Source organism: Streptomyces sp. NPDC018610 (assembly GCF_044391765.1).
Lineage (GTDB): Bacteria > Actinomycetota > Actinomycetes > Streptomycetales > Streptomycetaceae > Streptomyces.
The window spans coordinates 161,489-176,319 of sequence record NZ_JBISAL010000012.1 but is presented as its reverse complement, the minus strand read 5'-3'; the positions used below and the strand labels follow the sequence as shown (position 1 = coordinate 176,319).

Genomic DNA, 14,831 nt, shown 5'->3' with positions numbered 1-14,831 from the left:
AGAGTTCCCCTGCTGTGACTTTGACCCACCCGCGTGGCGAGCTTGCGTTCAAGTATTGAAATCAAGTATCGGACAAGGTCCGTCTACCCCGAAGTCACGTGTGCACGCGGGGCCCTGATCACGAAACGGACGAAGGGGGCGAGGGGCCTGCGCGGGGTCGGCGCGGGCGCCGGCTGATGACCAAGGGGCCGGGGGCGGGGTCAGCGCAGGCGCTGGCTGATGACCTTCGAGACGCCGTCGCCCTGCATGGAGACGCCGTACAGCGCGTCGGCGACCTCCATCGTGCGTTTCTGGTGCGTGATCACGATCAGCTGCGAGGCCTCCTGCAGCTCCTGCATGATCCGGATGAGCCGCTGGAGGTTGGTGTCGTCGAGTGCCGCCTCGACCTCGTCCATGACGTAGAACGGGCTCGGCCTGGCCTTGAAGATGGAGACCAGCAGCGCGACGGCCGTCAGCGAGCGCTCGCCGCCGGAGAGCAGCGACAGCCGCTTCACCTTCTTGCCCGGCGGGCGCGCCTCGACGTCCACGCCGGTGGTGAGCATGTTCTCGGGGTCGGTCAGCACGAGCCGGCCCTCGCCGCCGGGGAAGAGCCGGCTGAAGACGCCCTCGAACTCGCGCGCGGTGTCCCGGTAGGCCTCGGTGAAGACCTGTTCGACGCGCTCGTCCACCTCCTTGACGACCTGGAGCAGGTCGGCGCGGGTCTTCTTCAGGTCGTCGAGCTGCTCGCTGAGGAACTTGTGGCGCTCCTCCAGGGCCGCGAACTCCTCCAGCGCCAGCGGGTTGACCTTGCCGAGCTGCTGGTAGGCGCGCTCGGCGGCCTTGAGCCGCTTCTCCTGCTCGGCCCGCACGAAGGGCCGGGGCCGGTTGCGGGGATGGTCCGGGTCCTCGGGCAGCTCCTCGCCCTCGGCGGGCAGCGAGGGCGGGACGAGCTGGTTCGGCCCGTACTCCGCCACCAGGACGGCCGGCTCCACGCCCAGCTCCTCCAGGGCCTTGGCCTCCAGCTGCTCGATCCGCAGCCGTTTCTCGGCGCCCAGCACCTCGCCGCGGTGCACGGAGTCGGTCAGCTTGTCGAGCTCGCCCTTCAGGTCGCGGCCCTCGGTGCGGGCGGCGGTCAGCTCCTGCTCGCGCAGGGCCTTGGCGTCCTCGGCGGCGGCGCGCTCCCGCTCGGCGCGGCCGAGGGAGACCTCGACGTGCGCCAGCAGCTGCCGGGCGCCGGAGGCGACGGCCCCGGCGACGGCCGCCTCGTGGCGCAGCCGGGCACGCCGCTGCTCGGCGCGCGCGCGTGCCTCGCGTTCGGCGCGGGCGGCCCGGTCGAGGGAGTCGGCGCGGCCGGCCAGCGACTTGACGCGCTCCTCGTGGGTGCGGACCTGGAGGCGGGCCTCCATCTCGGTCTGGCGGGCGTTGGCCCCGTCCGCGGCGAGCCGGTCACGCAAGTAGGTGTCGGGTTCCTCCTCGACGGGCGCCTCCTCGGCGACGGCGAGCCGTTCGGCGAGTTCCGCCACCTCCTGGAGGGCGTCGTCGAGGGCTTCCTGGGCGCGGGCGGCGGCGGCCGTGGAGCGTTCGGCCTCGCCCGCGGCGCCGCGCGCCTGTCCGGCGAGCCGGCCGAGCTGCTGGGCGACCGCCGACTTCTCCCGGTCGGCGGCCCGCCACCGCTCCCCCAGCTCCTCGACCAGCGCGGCGCACTCCTTGCGCCGTTCCCCGGCCCGCTGCTGCGCCTCGGCCAGCTCCTCGCAGCGCACGGCGAGTTCCGCCAGCTCGGCGGCTGCCTCGTCCACGGAGGCCTGGACCTCCAGCAGGCTGGGCGCGCCGGCCGACCCGCCGTGCGCGAAGTGCGCCCCGAGCAGGTCGCCCTCGGCGGTGACGGCGGTGAGGCGCGGGTGCGCGCGGACCAGCTCCTCGGCGTCCTCCAGGGTGTCGACGACGACGATGCCGTGCAGCAGCCTGCGCACGGCGGGCATGAGTTCGACGGGTCCGCTGACGAGGTCCGCGGCGAAGGGGCGCCCGGCGACGGGACCGTCCGGGCCGGGGCCGGGCCCGGGGGCGGCCGGAACCACCGGGCCGTCCGTCGCCCCGGTGGCCGCCGGGGACGACGCCGGGGGCGCGGCCGGGGCCGTCACGGGGTCTTCCGGGGCTCCGGCGAGCAGGAGCGCGGCCCGGCCCGCGTCCTGTTTGCGCAGCAGGCGCAGGGCGTCGGCCGCGGCGGTGGGGGTGGTGACGGCGAGCGCGTCGGCCGCCGTGCCGAAGGCGGTGGCGAGGGCGGTCTCATGGCCGGGGGCGACGGTGAGGAGTCCGGCCGCCGGGCCGAGCAGTCCGGTGAGGCGGTCCGCGGCGTCGAGCAGGGCGCCGGTGCCGTCCTTGCGGCGCAGCCCCAGCGCCAGGGCGTCGTGCCGGGCCCGGGTGGCCGCGCGTTCGCGTTCCGCGGCGGTGGCCGCCTCGCGGGCGGCGGTGAACGCGGCCTCGGCCTCGGCCAGCGCGGTCTTCGCCGTCTCGTGCCGCTCGGCGAGTTCGTCCTCGTCGGCGTCCAGGCCGTCGACCTCGGTCTTCAGCGCCTCGTACTCCTCCTGGGCCCGTACGGCGCGGTCCTGGGCCTCGTCGCGGGCGGCGGCCAGACGGTCGATCTCGGCCTGGGCGGAGCCGGCGCGGGAACGGGCCGCGTTCACCTGGCCGGCGAGCCTGGCCAGGCCCTCGCGGCGGTCGGCGATGGCCCGGGCGGCGTCCTTGAGGCGGCGTTCCTCGGCGGCGAGTTCGCCCTCCAGCTCGGCGCGGTGGGCGACGGTGTCCTCCAGCGCCCGCTGGGCGGCCTCCAGGGCGGCCTCCAGTTCGGCTTCCTGCTCTCGGACGCGGGCGGCCTCGCGCTCCAGGTCCTCGGGGTCACGGCCGCGCCGCTCCTCGTCGGGCGCGGAAGTGGCGCTCCTGACCCGGGCGTCGGCGAGGGAGATCGTGCCGCGGACGCGTTCGGCCAGCTGGGAGAGTTCGTACCAGGTCTGCTGGGCCTGGGTGAGGCGCGGGGTGAGGCGGCGCACCTCGTCCTCCAGGCCGGCCTCGCGCCTGAGCGCACCGGCCAGTTCCCGTTCGGCGGCCTCCTTGCGTTCCTTGAGGGCGGCCTCGTCGGCGATCTCGGCGTCCAGTGCCTGCCTGAGGCGTACGAGGTCGTCGGCGAGCAGGCGCAGGCGGGCGTCGCGCAGGTCGGCCTGGATGACGGCGGCCCGCCGGGCGACCGCGGCCTGGCGGCCCAGCGGCTTGAGCTGGCGGCGCAGTTCGTCGGTGAGGTCCTGGACGCGGGAGAGGTTGGCCTGCATCGAGTCCAGCTTGCGGAGCGCCTTCTCCTTGCGCTTGCGGTGCTTGAGGACGCCGGCGGCCTCCTCGATGAAGGCGCGGCGGCCGGTGGGGTCGGCGTGCAGGACGGAGTCGAGCTGGCCCTGTCCGACGATGACGTGCATCTCGCGGCCGATGCCGGAGTCGGACAGCAGTTCCTGGATGTCCAGGAGACGGCAGGTGTCGCCGTTGATCTGGTACTCGCTGCCGCCGTTGCGGAACATGATCCGCGTGATGGTGACCTCGGCGTACTCGATGGGCAGGGCCCCGTCGGAGTTGTCGATGGTCAGGGACACCTCGGCGCGGCCCAGCGGGGGGCGGCCGGTGGTGCCGGCGAAGATGACGTCCTCCATCTTGCCGCCGCGCAGCGATTTGGCGCCCTGCTCGCCCATGACCCAGCTGAGCGCGTCCACGACGTTGGACTTGCCCGAGCCGTTCGGGCCGACGACGCACGTGATCCCCGGTTCGAAGCGGAGCGTGGTCGCGGAGGCGAACGACTTGAAGCCGCGGAGGGTCAGGGCCTTGAGGTGCACGCCGTCGGACTCTACCCGCCGCCGACAGACCACTCCACGAACCCTCGCGACCGCGCGGTTTCACCCGAGAGCATGCAGGGCACACCAGACGTTGAAGAGGGTGAAAGGATGCGCGGGGGAAGGCCGGGGGCGGGGGGCAAGAAAGAAGGGACGCCGAAGCGTCCCTTGCAACTCTGACGACTGAGCGGTTGATACGGGCAGCCCAACCACTGTGTCCGTTGAGCGATGCAGTGATCAGGTGAGCGCAGGCTCCGCCTGGTGTGCGTCGACACGCTCCATGATCCTGTCGTGAGAAGCGGCAGCCGTCAGCGCGTCGTTCTCCGCCTGGATCCGTCCAAGCTCGGATTCCAGGTCCTGGACGCGTTGCTGGAGCCGTCGCATCTCGGCGAGGAGTCGAGGGTCGGAGCCGCCGACGTAACCGAGAAGCGCCTTTGCCATGATGGATGGTCCTCCACAATGAGTGACCGACCGAAGCGGTGCGGGTCGTGAGGGATTCGCACCCGCGGTGCTTGGCACTGTTGAGTTGTGGTGCCGTTCATCCATGCCAAACAGCTAAGGTGCGCGGGCTTTCAGCGTCTCACCAAAAAGTTTGACGGTCAACACGATCACACCCCGTGTCGGTGGGCGTCCCGGGGGCGCGCGACCGGAAAAGGTGGCGCTGCGGCTCCTGCGGGCCCCTCGGGGCGTGGCGGTCATCCTGCCGTGCGCGGTCTGCCGGGGCAAGCGCCTTCCGCCGACCACCTGCTCTTTTCCCCCCGGGCAGTTGCCCGCGGCAGATGCGCCGGCCGGTGTCCGGTGGAGGCCGTGGCCGCCTCAGCGGATCGCGAAGCCGTCGTAGCCGCCACGCGGTGTGTCCCAGATCTCGGTGACGCCCTCCACGCTGCCCGGCGTGTCGTCGCCCTGGAGCCAGTCGAGGAGCTTCTGACAGGCCTCGCGCGCCCCCTCGGCGACGACCTGCACGCGTCCGTCGCCGAGATTGAGGGCGAAGCCGCTGAGACCGCCGATCTCCAGTGCCCTCGCCCGCGTGAACCAGCGGAAACCCACGCCCTGGACGTGTCCACGCACCCAGGCGACCAGTCGAACATCCTCGCTCATGAGTGCAACCTAACCGGGCAATGTCTCTCCGGGCACGTCCGCCCCCCGCGTCATGCGGTACCGTCCCCACCCAATGAATCTCATATGAAACTCACTCGATCGAGTGAGTCTGGTTGGCCGCGACGGCTCAGCGCGCGCGTCGGCCGAGGGGACGAGGAAGGCCAGGACATGGGACGCCACCGACGCTCGGACGCCGGCCGCGCCGCCACGGACCGTGCCACGGGGGACACAGACACGCACGGCTCGTACGGGCGGGGCCGTGGCCCGGGGGACTCGTACCCGGACGACGGCATGGGCATCGCGCCCTATCTGAACCCGGAGAGGTACACCGACGCCTACGCGAAGGCGCGGGAGTACCTCTTCGCGACCGACGACGACTACGCCCGCGCCACGGACACGGTGGTCTTCCCGCCCGAGGGCTACAGCCCCTCGCAGGGGCCGCGCGCTCGTGGCCGCCGCCGCAGGAGGAAGGCGGCGACGCCGGTCCGCACGGGCCTGCTCGGCGTCTCGGCGGCGGTCGCCCTAGGCACCGTCGCGGTCGCCACCGGCGCGGTGCCCGGACTGCAGAACTACAAGCTGGGCGGGGACAGCAGCGCCGGCGCGGACAAGGTGCAGGCCGCCGGCACGCCCACGAACAGCGCGGGCCCGCAGGGCGGCACGTCCGGCGGGGTGCTCCCGGACGGCAGGACCGCCGCGCCCGCCGCCGGGCGCGGGGCGGAGCGGCCGGCCTCGCCGACGCACTCCGCCGCCCGGCCCTCGGCGACCGCGAGCCCGTCCGCCCCGTCCGCGTCGGCGAGCCGTTCCGCCGCGGCGCCGGCGAAGCCGCCCGCGGCCGGGCCGACGACCGGGCCGGCCGGCACGGGGGCGCCGCGGACGACCGCCCCGGCCCAGCCCGCCACCAAGGTCCCGCAGCAGCGGACCCAGCCCCCGGTGACGGGCTCCCCGCAGGCCGCGGCCGAGGCGGAGGTGCTGAGCCTGGTCAACCAGGAGCGGGCACAGGCGGGCTGCAGCCCCGTCACCGCGAACAGCGCGCTGGCCTCCCTGGCGGAGGACTTCAGCAAGGCCATGGCCGACGAGGGCTTCTTCGACCACACCGATCCCAGCGGCGCGTCCCCGTGGGACCGGGCGGCGAAGCTCGGCATCACCGACCTGGGCGGCGAGAACATAGCCCGGGGCCAGGCGGACGCGGCGGCGGTCATGGACGCCTGGATGAACAGCCCCGGCCACCGCGCCAACATCCTCGACTGCGACTTCAAGACCCTCGGCGTCGGCGTGCACTTCGGCGCGGGCGGCCCGTGGTGGACCCAGGACTTCGGCTACTGAGGCCCGGCGGGGCGTGCTTCGGGCGCTGACGCCCGGGCGGGGACTCTGGGCGGTCTCCTGGTCGGCGCGGGACGGAGGTGGGCGCCCGTCCGAACGGGTGGCGTGGGCTGGGGGCGGGCGCTGTCCGACGGGTGGCGGAGCCTGGGGGCGGGCGCTGTCCGACGGGTGGCGGGGCCTGGGGGCGGGCGCTGTCCGACGGGTGGCGCTGGTCGTCCGTCGGCGCGGGCTGATGCCGGGCGTCGGCCGACGGGTGGCGCTGTGCTCGCGTACGCTCTTGTCATGAGCGGCACGCAGGAGCGCACCGAGGAGCTGGATCTCCCCTACAACGTGTTCGCCAAGGCCTGCCCCTCGCGCGGCACGCTGGAACACGTCACGGGGCGCTGGGGCGCGCTCACCGTCGGCGCCCTGCACGAAGGCTCCCTGCGCTTCAACGAACTGCGGCGCCGGGTCGACGGGGTGAGCGAGAAGATGCTGTCGCAGACCCTCCAGGCGCTGGAGCGGGACGGTCTGGTGCACCGCGAGGCCCAGCCGACGAACCCGCCGCGCGTCGACTACGAGCTGACTCCGCTGGGGCACGACGTCGCCGAACGGCTGCTGGCCCTCATCCACTGCGTGGAGGGCCGGATGGACGAGGTGCTCGCCTCCCGCGAGCGCTACGACGCCCACCGGGCCTGAATCCCGCGCCCCGGACTCCCTCGGGCGTCCCGGCTGTCCGCGTCCTCAGATCCGGCCGCCGGCGGCCGGACGGAGCCGGGGGGTGGGCTGGCACTTCGGGCAGTAGTGGCTGGAGCGGTTCATCCAGGGGCGGCGGCGCATCGGGGTGGCGCAGCGGCGGCAGGGCAGACCTTCGCGGCCGTAGGCGTCGAGGGAGCGGTCGAAGTAGCCGGACTCGCCGTTCACGTTGACGTACAGGCTGTCGAAGCTGGTGCCGCCGACGGCGAGGGCCTCGTTCATCACGTCCCGGATGTGGCCGAGGAGTTCGGCCGTGCGCGGCCGGGTCAGGGTGGCGGTGGGCCGCTCGTAGTGCAGGCGGGCCCGCCACAGCGCCTCGTCGGCGTAGATGTTGCCGACGCCGCTGATCAGCGACTGGTCGAGCAGGGCGCGCTTGACGGTGGTGCGCTTGCGGCGCAGTGCCAGGTGGAAGGCCTCGTCGTCGAACAGCGGGTCGAGGGGGTCACGGGCGATGTGCGCGATGACGTCGGGCAGCCCGTCTGGGACGGTGTCGTGCAGCGACAGGCCGCCGAAGGTGCGCTGGTCGACGAAGCGGAGCTCGGTGTCCTCCGCGTCGGCGAAGCGGACCCGGATGCGCAGGTGCTTCTCGGTGGCCGCCTCGCTCGGCTGGACCAGCAGCTGTCCGCTCATGCCGAGGTGGGCCAGGATCGCCTGGCCGCTGTCCTGGAGGGGCAGCCACAGGTACTTGCCGCGGCGGCTGGGCGTGCCGACGCGGTGGCCGGTGAGACGCCGCGCGAAGTCGTCCGGGCCCGCCAGGTGGCGGCGGACCGCGCGCGGGTGCAGCACGGCGACGTCGGCGACGGTGCGGTGGGCGACCCACCGCTCCAGGCCGCGCCGTACGACCTCCACCTCGGGCAACTCGGGCATCGCTCCCCCGCCCTCACTTCCGCGGTCGTTCGGAACAGTTACTCGTCATATGAACTGTATGGGACATGCGCCGAGCGCCCGCCCCGGGTGGGGGCGGGCGCTCGGATCGTGCTGCGGGTCAGGCGGAGGCCGGAGCCTCGTCGGCGCCGTGAGCGTCTCCGGCGGCCTCGGCCGCCTTGGCGCGCTCGTCCGCGGCGGCCTTGATGGCCCGCCACGCGGACTCGGCGGCCTGCTGCTCCGCCTCCTTCTTGCTGCGGCCGGTGCCGGTGCCGTACGAGACGCCTCCGACGCGGGCGGCAGCAGTGAAGGTCTTCTCGTGATCGGGGCCGGTCTCCGTGACCAGGTACTCGGGGACGCCGAGCCCTTCGGTCGCGGTGAGCTCCTGGAGGGACGTCTTCCAGTCCAGGCCGGCTCCGAGGTTCGAGGACTTCTCGATCAGCGGGTCGAACAGGCGGTGCACCAGTTCGGAGGCCGCGTCGAGGCCCTGGTCGAGATAGACCGCGCCGATCACCGCTTCAAGGGTGTCGGCAAGGATGGATGCCTTGTCCCGTCCGCCCGTGCCCTCTTCACCGCGGCCGAGCCGGATGAAGGAACCCAGGTCGAGGCCGCGGCCCACTTCCGCCAGCGCACGCGAGTTGACCACCGCGGCCCGAAGCTTGGCCAGCTGGCCTTCGGGAAGATCGGGGTGGGTCCGGTACAGCGTGTCCGTGACGACGAGACCGAGGACGGAGTCACCGAGGAACTCCAGCCGCTCGTTCGTCGGCAGGCCGCCGTTCTCGTACGCGTAGGAACGGTGGGTCAGGGCGCGCACCAGAAGGGCGGACTCGAGCTTGTAGCCGAGCCGCCCTTCCAGAAGCGTGTGGGACGAGGCCGTGTTGTCCGACTTCTTCCTGGCGGACATTTCCGCCTTGGCGTCAGCCGCCTTCTTGGCAGTGGACACGGTGCCTCTCACCAGCCGCTCAGACCTCGAGGACCTGGCGCTTGTTGTAGGTGCCGCAAGACGGGCACGCGATGTGCTGCTGCTTGGGCTCGTGGCAGCGCTCGCACGCAACCAGGGTGGGGACCGCAGCCTTCCACTGCGACCGGCGGTGGCGCGTGTTGCTGCGCGACATCTTCCGCTTCGGAACAGCCACGGCTACTTCTCCTGCTTCTCGTCGGGGCGTGCCGGTCGAGGCGCGCCGCCGCTCATCTCGTCCTTCTCGCCGTCTTCGAGTGAACCGGCGAGTCCCTGCAAAGCCGCCCAACGGATGTCGACGGCGTCGTGGTGGTGGTCCGGGTCGTCCGCGAGCCGTGCTCCGCACTCGGAGCACAGACCCGGGCAGTCTTCCTGGCACACCGGCTGCATCGGCAGTGCGAGCACCACCGCATCGCGCAGCAGAGGTTCGAGGTCGAAGAGTCCGTCCTCGAGGAAGAACCTGTCCTCGTCGTCCTCGGCGTCGTCGCCCGGTTCCGCGATCACACGGCCCCGGTCGTCGGCGTCAGGGTACGAGAACAGTTCCTGGAAGTCCGCTTCGAGCTCCAGCTCGACCGGCTCCAGACACCTTACGCACTCCCCCTCGGCCTGTGCACGGGCGGTGCCTGTGACGAGCACCCCTTCCATGACCGACTCGAGGCGGAGGTCGAGCTCGACCGGGGCGCCTTCCGGCACTCCGATCACCGACTGGATGCCGAGGTCCCGGGGGGCCGCGACCGTGCGGGTCAGGCGCTGCAGCGCACCAGGACGCCGCCCCAGCTCATGTGTGTCGAACACGAGAGGGTTGCGGTGGTCGAGGCGGGCGTTCTGAGCCATTCCTGCTTTCGGTTTCCGAGCTAGGAGGGACGCCGCCTGGGAGGTGTCGCCCGGGCAGCGCTGATCGCGGACGTACACGCGACCGAAGAGCCAGGATACTGGACCTTTCGCTCTCGTCCCAATCCGGCCCCGGCGGGCCGTGCGGGGACCGGCGGCGCCGGTGCGGCGCCCGGGGTCTCCCGGCGGATCGGGCCGGACGAGTCAGCGAAGTCCGCCCCGGGGGCCGTCCAGGGGTCCCCGGCCGGCCGGCCCCTGAAGTCCTTGGAGTGCGGTGCCAGAGCCCGCGAGCCCGGCGTGATCCGAACGAGAGGCCCTGGCTAGAGTCCGCGGCCCTGCTCGTACGCCCGCAGCTGCTCGGCGCTGATCATGCTGGTGTCGAAGAGGCTGGTCTCGTCGAGCGCGTAGCCCTGCTGGGGCTGCGGGCTCTGGTGACCCTGCCCCTGGGCGTGGCCCGCCTGGGCGTGCTGGGCCTGGTTCGGGTCGTAGGCGGGCGGCTGCGCGGCGTCGTAGCCCTCCTCGTAGCCCTGGTAGGCGGCGCCCGCCGCCGGGGCGTAGCCGGGGGCCGCGTACGGGTCGGCCTGCTGGTAGCCGTACGGGTCCTGCTGGGCGTCGTAGCCCTGGAAGGGGGCGCCGTCCGCCGCCGGGGCGTAGCCGGAGCCGTACGGGTCGCTCTGCGCCTGCTGGTATCCGTAGGCCGGCTGCGGTTCGTACTGCGGCTGGGGCGGTGCGGACCGCTCGGCGGCCGGGGCCGTCCGGGGTGCCGGTGCCAAGGGGGCGTCCGTGAGGGCGGCGAGGTCGGCCAGGTAGTCGGCGTCGCTGGAGTGCTGGACGGTGCTGGTGTCGTCGGCGAGGGCGCCGAGGTCGTCGGTGGCGATGCGGCCGTGCAGCTTCTGCCGGCCCCGGCCGACGGCCTCCAGGGTCTTGGCGAGGACCGCCTCGAAGGCGCCGAGCTTGGCGTCGACGTAGGCGTCGGCGTTGCGGCGCAGGGTCTCGGGGTCGTGGCTGCGCTCGGGGGCGTCCTCGTCCTCGTAGCCGTCCTCGTCGAGGCCGGGGCCGGTGCCGAGCAGCTTCTCCCGGCCGCGGCCGACCGAGCCGAGGGTCTTGGTGAGGACCACCTCGAAGTTGGCGAGCTTGGAGTCGACGTAGTCGTCGGCCTCGGCGCGGACCTCCTCGGCCTCCTGGCGCGCCTCGGTGAGGATCCGGTCGGCCTCGGTCTGGGAGCGGCGGGCGACCTCGGTGCCGGAGACCAGCGAGCCGCGCTCGGCGTGCGCGGACTCGATGATCCGGTCGGCCTCGCGCCGGGCCTCCTCGACCATCTGCTCGCGGTCGCCGATCAGTTCCTGGGCCTGCGCGAGCGAGCCGGGCAGGGCCTGGCGCACCTCTTCGAGCAGCGCGAGCAGATCGGCGCGGTTGACCACGCACGACGCCGACATGGGCATGGACCGGGCGCCGGAGACCGTGGCCACGATCTCGTCGAGCTTCTTCTGCACGTCCACGGTGTGCTCGCCACTCTCTACCGATGTGCGGGTAACGGACGGGACGACTGTACGACCACCGGGCGGCCGCGGGACACCGGGTGACGCCGGGTCAGCGGCTCAGTCCCGCGCCAGCCGCTCGGTGAGGACCTCCAGGACCTGCGGCGGCACCAGGTGGGAGACGTCGCCGCCCCAGGCCGCGACCTCCTTGACCAGGGAGGAGGACAGGAAACTGTAGGTGGGGTTGGTGGGCACGAAGAGCGTCTCGACGCCGGAGAGCCCGTTGTTCATCTGGGCCATCTGGAGTTCGTAGTCGAAGTCGCTGACGGCGCGCAGGCCCTTGACGATGGCGGGAATCTCGCGCTGCTTGCAGAAGTCGACGAGCAGGCCGTGGAAGGCCTCGACGCGGACGTTGCCGTAGTCGGCGGTGACCTGCCGGATGAGGTCGATCCGCTCGTCGATCTCGAACAGGCCCTTCTTGGACTGGTTGATCATCACCGCCACGTAGACCTCGTCGTACAGACGGGAGGCGCGGGCAATGATGTCGAGGTGTCCGTTGGTGATCGGGTCGAACGACCCGGGACAGACGGCACGGCGCACTTGCGTTCCCTCGCTCTCCGGTCCGGTCATCGTGCGTCTTCGCACGTAGAGGCGGCGCGACCGTACCAAAACGTTCCCTCGCCGTAGCGACGGGCCCGGAGCGCGTCGAAACCGTCCGGCCACCTGAATTCACCGCCTCTGGTGCTGCGCTCCACGGTGACGAGGGCTTGACCGCCGAGCCAGCCCTGCGAGCGGAGTGTGAGCAGGATCTCGCGAAGATCGTCGTCGGAGACGGCGTACGGCGGGTCCAGGAAGACGAGGTCGTACGGCTCGGCGGGGGGCGGCGACTGGACGATCTGTTCCGCTTTGCCCGCCCGCACCTCGGCGCCGGGCAGGCCGAGGGACCGCACGTTCTCCCGGATGACGCGGGCCGCGCGGGCGTCGGCCTCGACGAGCAGGGTGTGGCCGGCGCCGCGGGAGAGCGCCTCCAGGCCGACGGCGCCGGAGCCGGCGTACAGGTCCAGGACCCGTTCGCCGTCGAGGGGGCCGCCGAGGAGGGACTGCCAGGTGGAGAACAGGCCCTCGCGCGCCCGGTCGGAAGTGGGGCGGGTGCCGGTCCCGGGCGGGACGGCCAGGCGGCGTCCGCCGGCTGTGCCGGCGATCACGCGAGTCATCTTCGGGTCCTTGGTCGTGGGTGCGCTGTGGGTTCAGTCTCGCAGGCGGGACGCGGGGTGCCGCGCCTTGTGGGCGGCGGCCGACGCGTCGGCGGGTCGGGACGGGTCGCGTCCGCGCGCGGCGCCGGCGGGGCCCGCTCCTCGGGCGCCACGGGTCGGCGGGGCCCGCGCTCCTCGGGCGGCTCGGGCGGCTCGCGGGCCTCGACCACCCCAGGCGTCTGCCTCAGCCCTTTTCCAGGTACTGCTCCTTCTCGTCGTCCAGGAGGGCGTCCAGCGCCGTCCGCAGGCCGGGCAGGCCGGTGAGCTCCGGGTCCGCGGCGACGACCGCCGTGGCCTCCTGCCGCGCCTCGGCGATGATCTCCTCGTCGTCGATGACCGCGAGGACGCGCAGGCTGGAGCGGGCCCCGGACTGGGCCTGGCCGAGGACGTCGCCCTCGCGACGCTGTTCGAGATCGATGCGGGAGAGCTCGAAGCCGTCGAGGGTGGCGGCCACCGCGTTCAGCCGCTGGCGGGCCGCGCTCGCCTCGGGCATCTCGGTGACCAGCAGGCACAGTCCCGGCGCGGAGCCGCGGCCGACGCGCCCGCGCAGCTGGTGGAGCTGGGAGACGCCGAAGCGGTCGGCGTCCGTGATCACCATCACCGTGGCGTTGGGGACGTTGACGCCGACCTCGATGACGGTGGTGGCGACCAGGACGTCGGTGTCCCCGGCGGCGAAGCGGCGCATGACCGCGTCCTTGTCGTCGGGGGCCATCCGGCCGTGCAGCACCTCCACGCGCAGCCCCTGGAGGGGTCCCTTCGCGAGCTGGTCGGCGACGTCCAGGACGGCGAGCGGCGGGCGCCTGTCGGCGGTGGCGTCGGCGTCCGGGGACTTCTTGGCGGCCTTCTTCGGGTCGTCCTCCTCGTCGCCGATGCGAGGGCAGACGACGTACGCCTGATGGCCCTTGGCGACCTCCTCGCGCACCCGCTCCCAGGCGCGGGCGAGGAAGTGCGGTTTGTCGGCGGCCGGGACGACATGGCTGGCGATGGGCGAGCGGCCGGCCGGGAGCTGGTCCAGGACCGAGGTCTCCAGGTCGCCGAAGACGGTCATCGCGACCGTGCGCGGAATGGGGGTGGCGGTCATGACCAGCAGGTGCGGGGGCTGTTTGCCCTTGCCGCGCAGGGCGTCGCGCTGTTCCACGCCGAAGCGGTGCTGCTCGTCGACGACGACCAGGCCGAGGTCGTGGAACTGGACCTTGTCCTCGATCAGCGCGTGGGTGCCGATCACGACGCCGGCCTCGCCGGTGACGAGGTCGAGCAGGGCCTGGCGGCGGGCGGCGGCGCCCATGGAGCCGGTGAGCAGCACCACCTTGGTGGCGTGCTCGGAACCGCCGAGCATCCCCCCTTCGGCGAGCTCGCCCATCATCTCGGTGATCGACCGGTGGTGCTGCTGGGCGAGCACCTCGGTGGGCGCGAGCATCGCGGCCTGGCCGCCCGCGTCGACCACGGCGAGCATGGCGCGCAGGGCCACCATGGTCTTGCCGCTGCCCACCTCGCCCTGGAGCAGCCGGTGCATCGGGTGCTCGGTGGCGAGGTCGGCGAAGATCTCGTCGGACACCTTCCGCTGGCCCTCGGTGAGGGTGAAGGGGAGGCGGTCGTCGAAGGCGGTGAGGAGGCCGTCGGGGCGGGGGCGGCGCGCGACGGCGGGGAGCTGGGCGTCGGCGTGCCGGCGGCGGGCGAGGGCGACCTGGAGGACGAAGGCCTCGTCCCACTTCAGCCGGGCCTGGGCGTCGGCGATGTCCGCCTTGGTGTGCGGACGGTGGATCTTGAGCAGGGCCTCGGGGAGGGCGACCAGGCCGCGGCCGGCGCGCAGCGCCTCGGGCAGCGGGTCGACGGCGTCCCGGGCGTCCGGCAGGACGGTCTGGACCGCCTTGGCGATCTTCCAGGACTCCATCTTGGCGGTGGCCGGGTAGAGCGGGATGAGGGCGCCGGCGAAGGACTCCACGCTCTCCCCGTCGTCCCCCTGGAGCGGTTCGTAGGCGGGGTGGGCCAGTTGGAGCTTGCGGTTGAAGACGGAGACCTTGCCCGCGAACATCGCGCGCGTGCCCGGCAGCAGCTCCTTGTGGGGCTTGTGCACGCCGTTGCCGAAGAAGACCAGCTGGAGCCGGCCGCTGCCGTCGGTGATCGTCACCTCCAGGCGCTGCCCCTTGCCGCGGGGCGCCCGGGAGGAGGCGAACGTGTGCAGGCGGGCGTCGGCGACCTGGGCGACCACCGTGACGTGCTCGTCCATGGGGAGGTCGGCCAGGTGGGTGAGCCGGCCCCGCTCCTCGTACTTGCGCGGGTAGTGGTGGAGCAGGTCGCCGACGGTGTGCAGGCCGAGGTGCTCGGCCATCACCTTCGCGGTGGCGGGGCCGAGCACCGACTTCAGCGGTCGGCGCAATGGTTCTGGCAGTGCGGGCACGGGACCCATTGCACACCACACCGCTGACAAAGCCGTATACGTCCCTCAAAA

12 protein-coding genes and 1 pseudogene are annotated in these 14,831 nt (G+C 72.9%); 2 read left to right on the top strand and 11 right to left on the bottom strand.

Annotation, left to right across the window (positions count from 1 at the left end):
* Positions 1-200: 200 nt before the first annotated feature.
* From ACH5A8_RS28955 to ACH5A8_RS28945, 3 genes are all read right to left on the bottom strand, one after another.
* On the bottom strand, positions 201-3,848 hold the full coding sequence (locus ACH5A8_RS28955; protein ID WP_399006853.1) for an AAA family ATPase: 3,648 nt from the start codon (positions 3,846-3,848) through the stop codon (positions 201-203).
* A gap of 234 nt (positions 3,849-4,082) precedes the next feature.
* Entirely contained in the window at positions 4,083-4,286 is a 204-nt protein-coding gene (locus ACH5A8_RS28950; protein ID WP_190180834.1) for a hypothetical protein, read from the bottom strand.
* A gap of 375 nt (positions 4,287-4,661) precedes the next feature.
* Entirely contained in the window at positions 4,662-4,943 is a 282-nt protein-coding gene (locus tag ACH5A8_RS28945) for an acylphosphatase (protein WP_399006851.1), read from the bottom strand.
* 168 nt (positions 4,944-5,111) lie between these two features.
* On the opposite strand from ACH5A8_RS28945, the gene ACH5A8_RS28940 reads away from it, so the two are divergent.
* Together ACH5A8_RS28940 and ACH5A8_RS28935 are read left to right on the top strand one after the other, a co-directional pair.
* Positions 5,112-6,266: a CAP domain-containing protein gene (locus ACH5A8_RS28940; RefSeq protein WP_399006849.1), complete on the top strand. Its 1,155-nt coding sequence runs from the start codon at positions 5,112-5,114 to the stop codon at positions 6,264-6,266.
* Between the two features lie 279 nt (positions 6,267-6,545).
* Positions 6,546-6,941, top strand: a complete 396-nt coding sequence (locus ACH5A8_RS28935) for a winged helix-turn-helix transcriptional regulator (RefSeq protein ID WP_399006847.1) — start codon at positions 6,546-6,548, stop codon at positions 6,939-6,941.
* Positions 6,942-6,986: 45 nt separating this feature from the next.
* Here the strand turns inward: ACH5A8_RS28935 and mutM are convergent, their stop codons facing one another.
* The 8 genes and pseudogenes from mutM to recG form a co-directional block, all read right to left on the bottom strand.
* Positions 6,987-7,865, bottom strand: a complete 879-nt coding sequence (mutM, locus tag ACH5A8_RS28930) for a bifunctional DNA-formamidopyrimidine glycosylase/DNA-(apurinic or apyrimidinic site) lyase (RefSeq protein WP_399006845.1) — start codon at positions 7,863-7,865, stop codon at positions 6,987-6,989.
* A gap of 118 nt (positions 7,866-7,983) precedes the next feature.
* On the bottom strand, positions 7,984-8,817 hold the full coding sequence (rnc, locus tag ACH5A8_RS28925) for a ribonuclease III (RefSeq protein ID WP_399006843.1): 834 nt from the start codon (positions 8,815-8,817) through the stop codon (positions 7,984-7,986).
* Between the two features lie 7 nt (positions 8,818-8,824).
* Positions 8,825-8,998, bottom strand: coding sequence for a 50S ribosomal protein L32 (gene rpmF / locus ACH5A8_RS28920; protein ID WP_003951102.1), 174 nt, complete (start codon positions 8,996-8,998; stop codon positions 8,825-8,827).
* A gap of 2 nt (positions 8,999-9,000) precedes the next feature.
* The gene (locus ACH5A8_RS28915; protein WP_399006841.1) at positions 9,001-9,654 is read right to left on the bottom strand and encodes a YceD family protein; all 654 of its coding nucleotides are present in this window, start codon (positions 9,652-9,654) and stop codon (positions 9,001-9,003) included.
* 317 nt (positions 9,655-9,971) lie between these two features.
* Positions 9,972-11,150, bottom strand: coding sequence for an ATP synthase F0 subunit B (locus ACH5A8_RS28910; protein ID WP_399006839.1), 1,179 nt, complete (start codon positions 11,148-11,150; stop codon positions 9,972-9,974).
* A gap of 99 nt (positions 11,151-11,249) precedes the next feature.
* On the bottom strand, positions 11,250-11,729 hold the full coding sequence (gene coaD / locus ACH5A8_RS28905; RefSeq protein ID WP_399006837.1) for a pantetheine-phosphate adenylyltransferase: 480 nt from the start codon (positions 11,727-11,729) through the stop codon (positions 11,250-11,252).
* 26 nt (positions 11,730-11,755) lie between these two features.
* Positions 11,756-12,349, bottom strand: a pseudogene (rsmD, locus tag ACH5A8_RS28900) (16S rRNA (guanine(966)-N(2))-methyltransferase RsmD); the annotation flags it as partial.
* A 217-nt stretch (positions 12,350-12,566) separates the two neighbouring features.
* Entirely contained in the window at positions 12,567-14,789 is a 2,223-nt protein-coding gene (gene recG, locus ACH5A8_RS28895; RefSeq protein ID WP_399006835.1) for an ATP-dependent DNA helicase RecG, read from the bottom strand.
* Between the last annotated feature and the right edge of the window lie 42 nt (positions 14,790-14,831).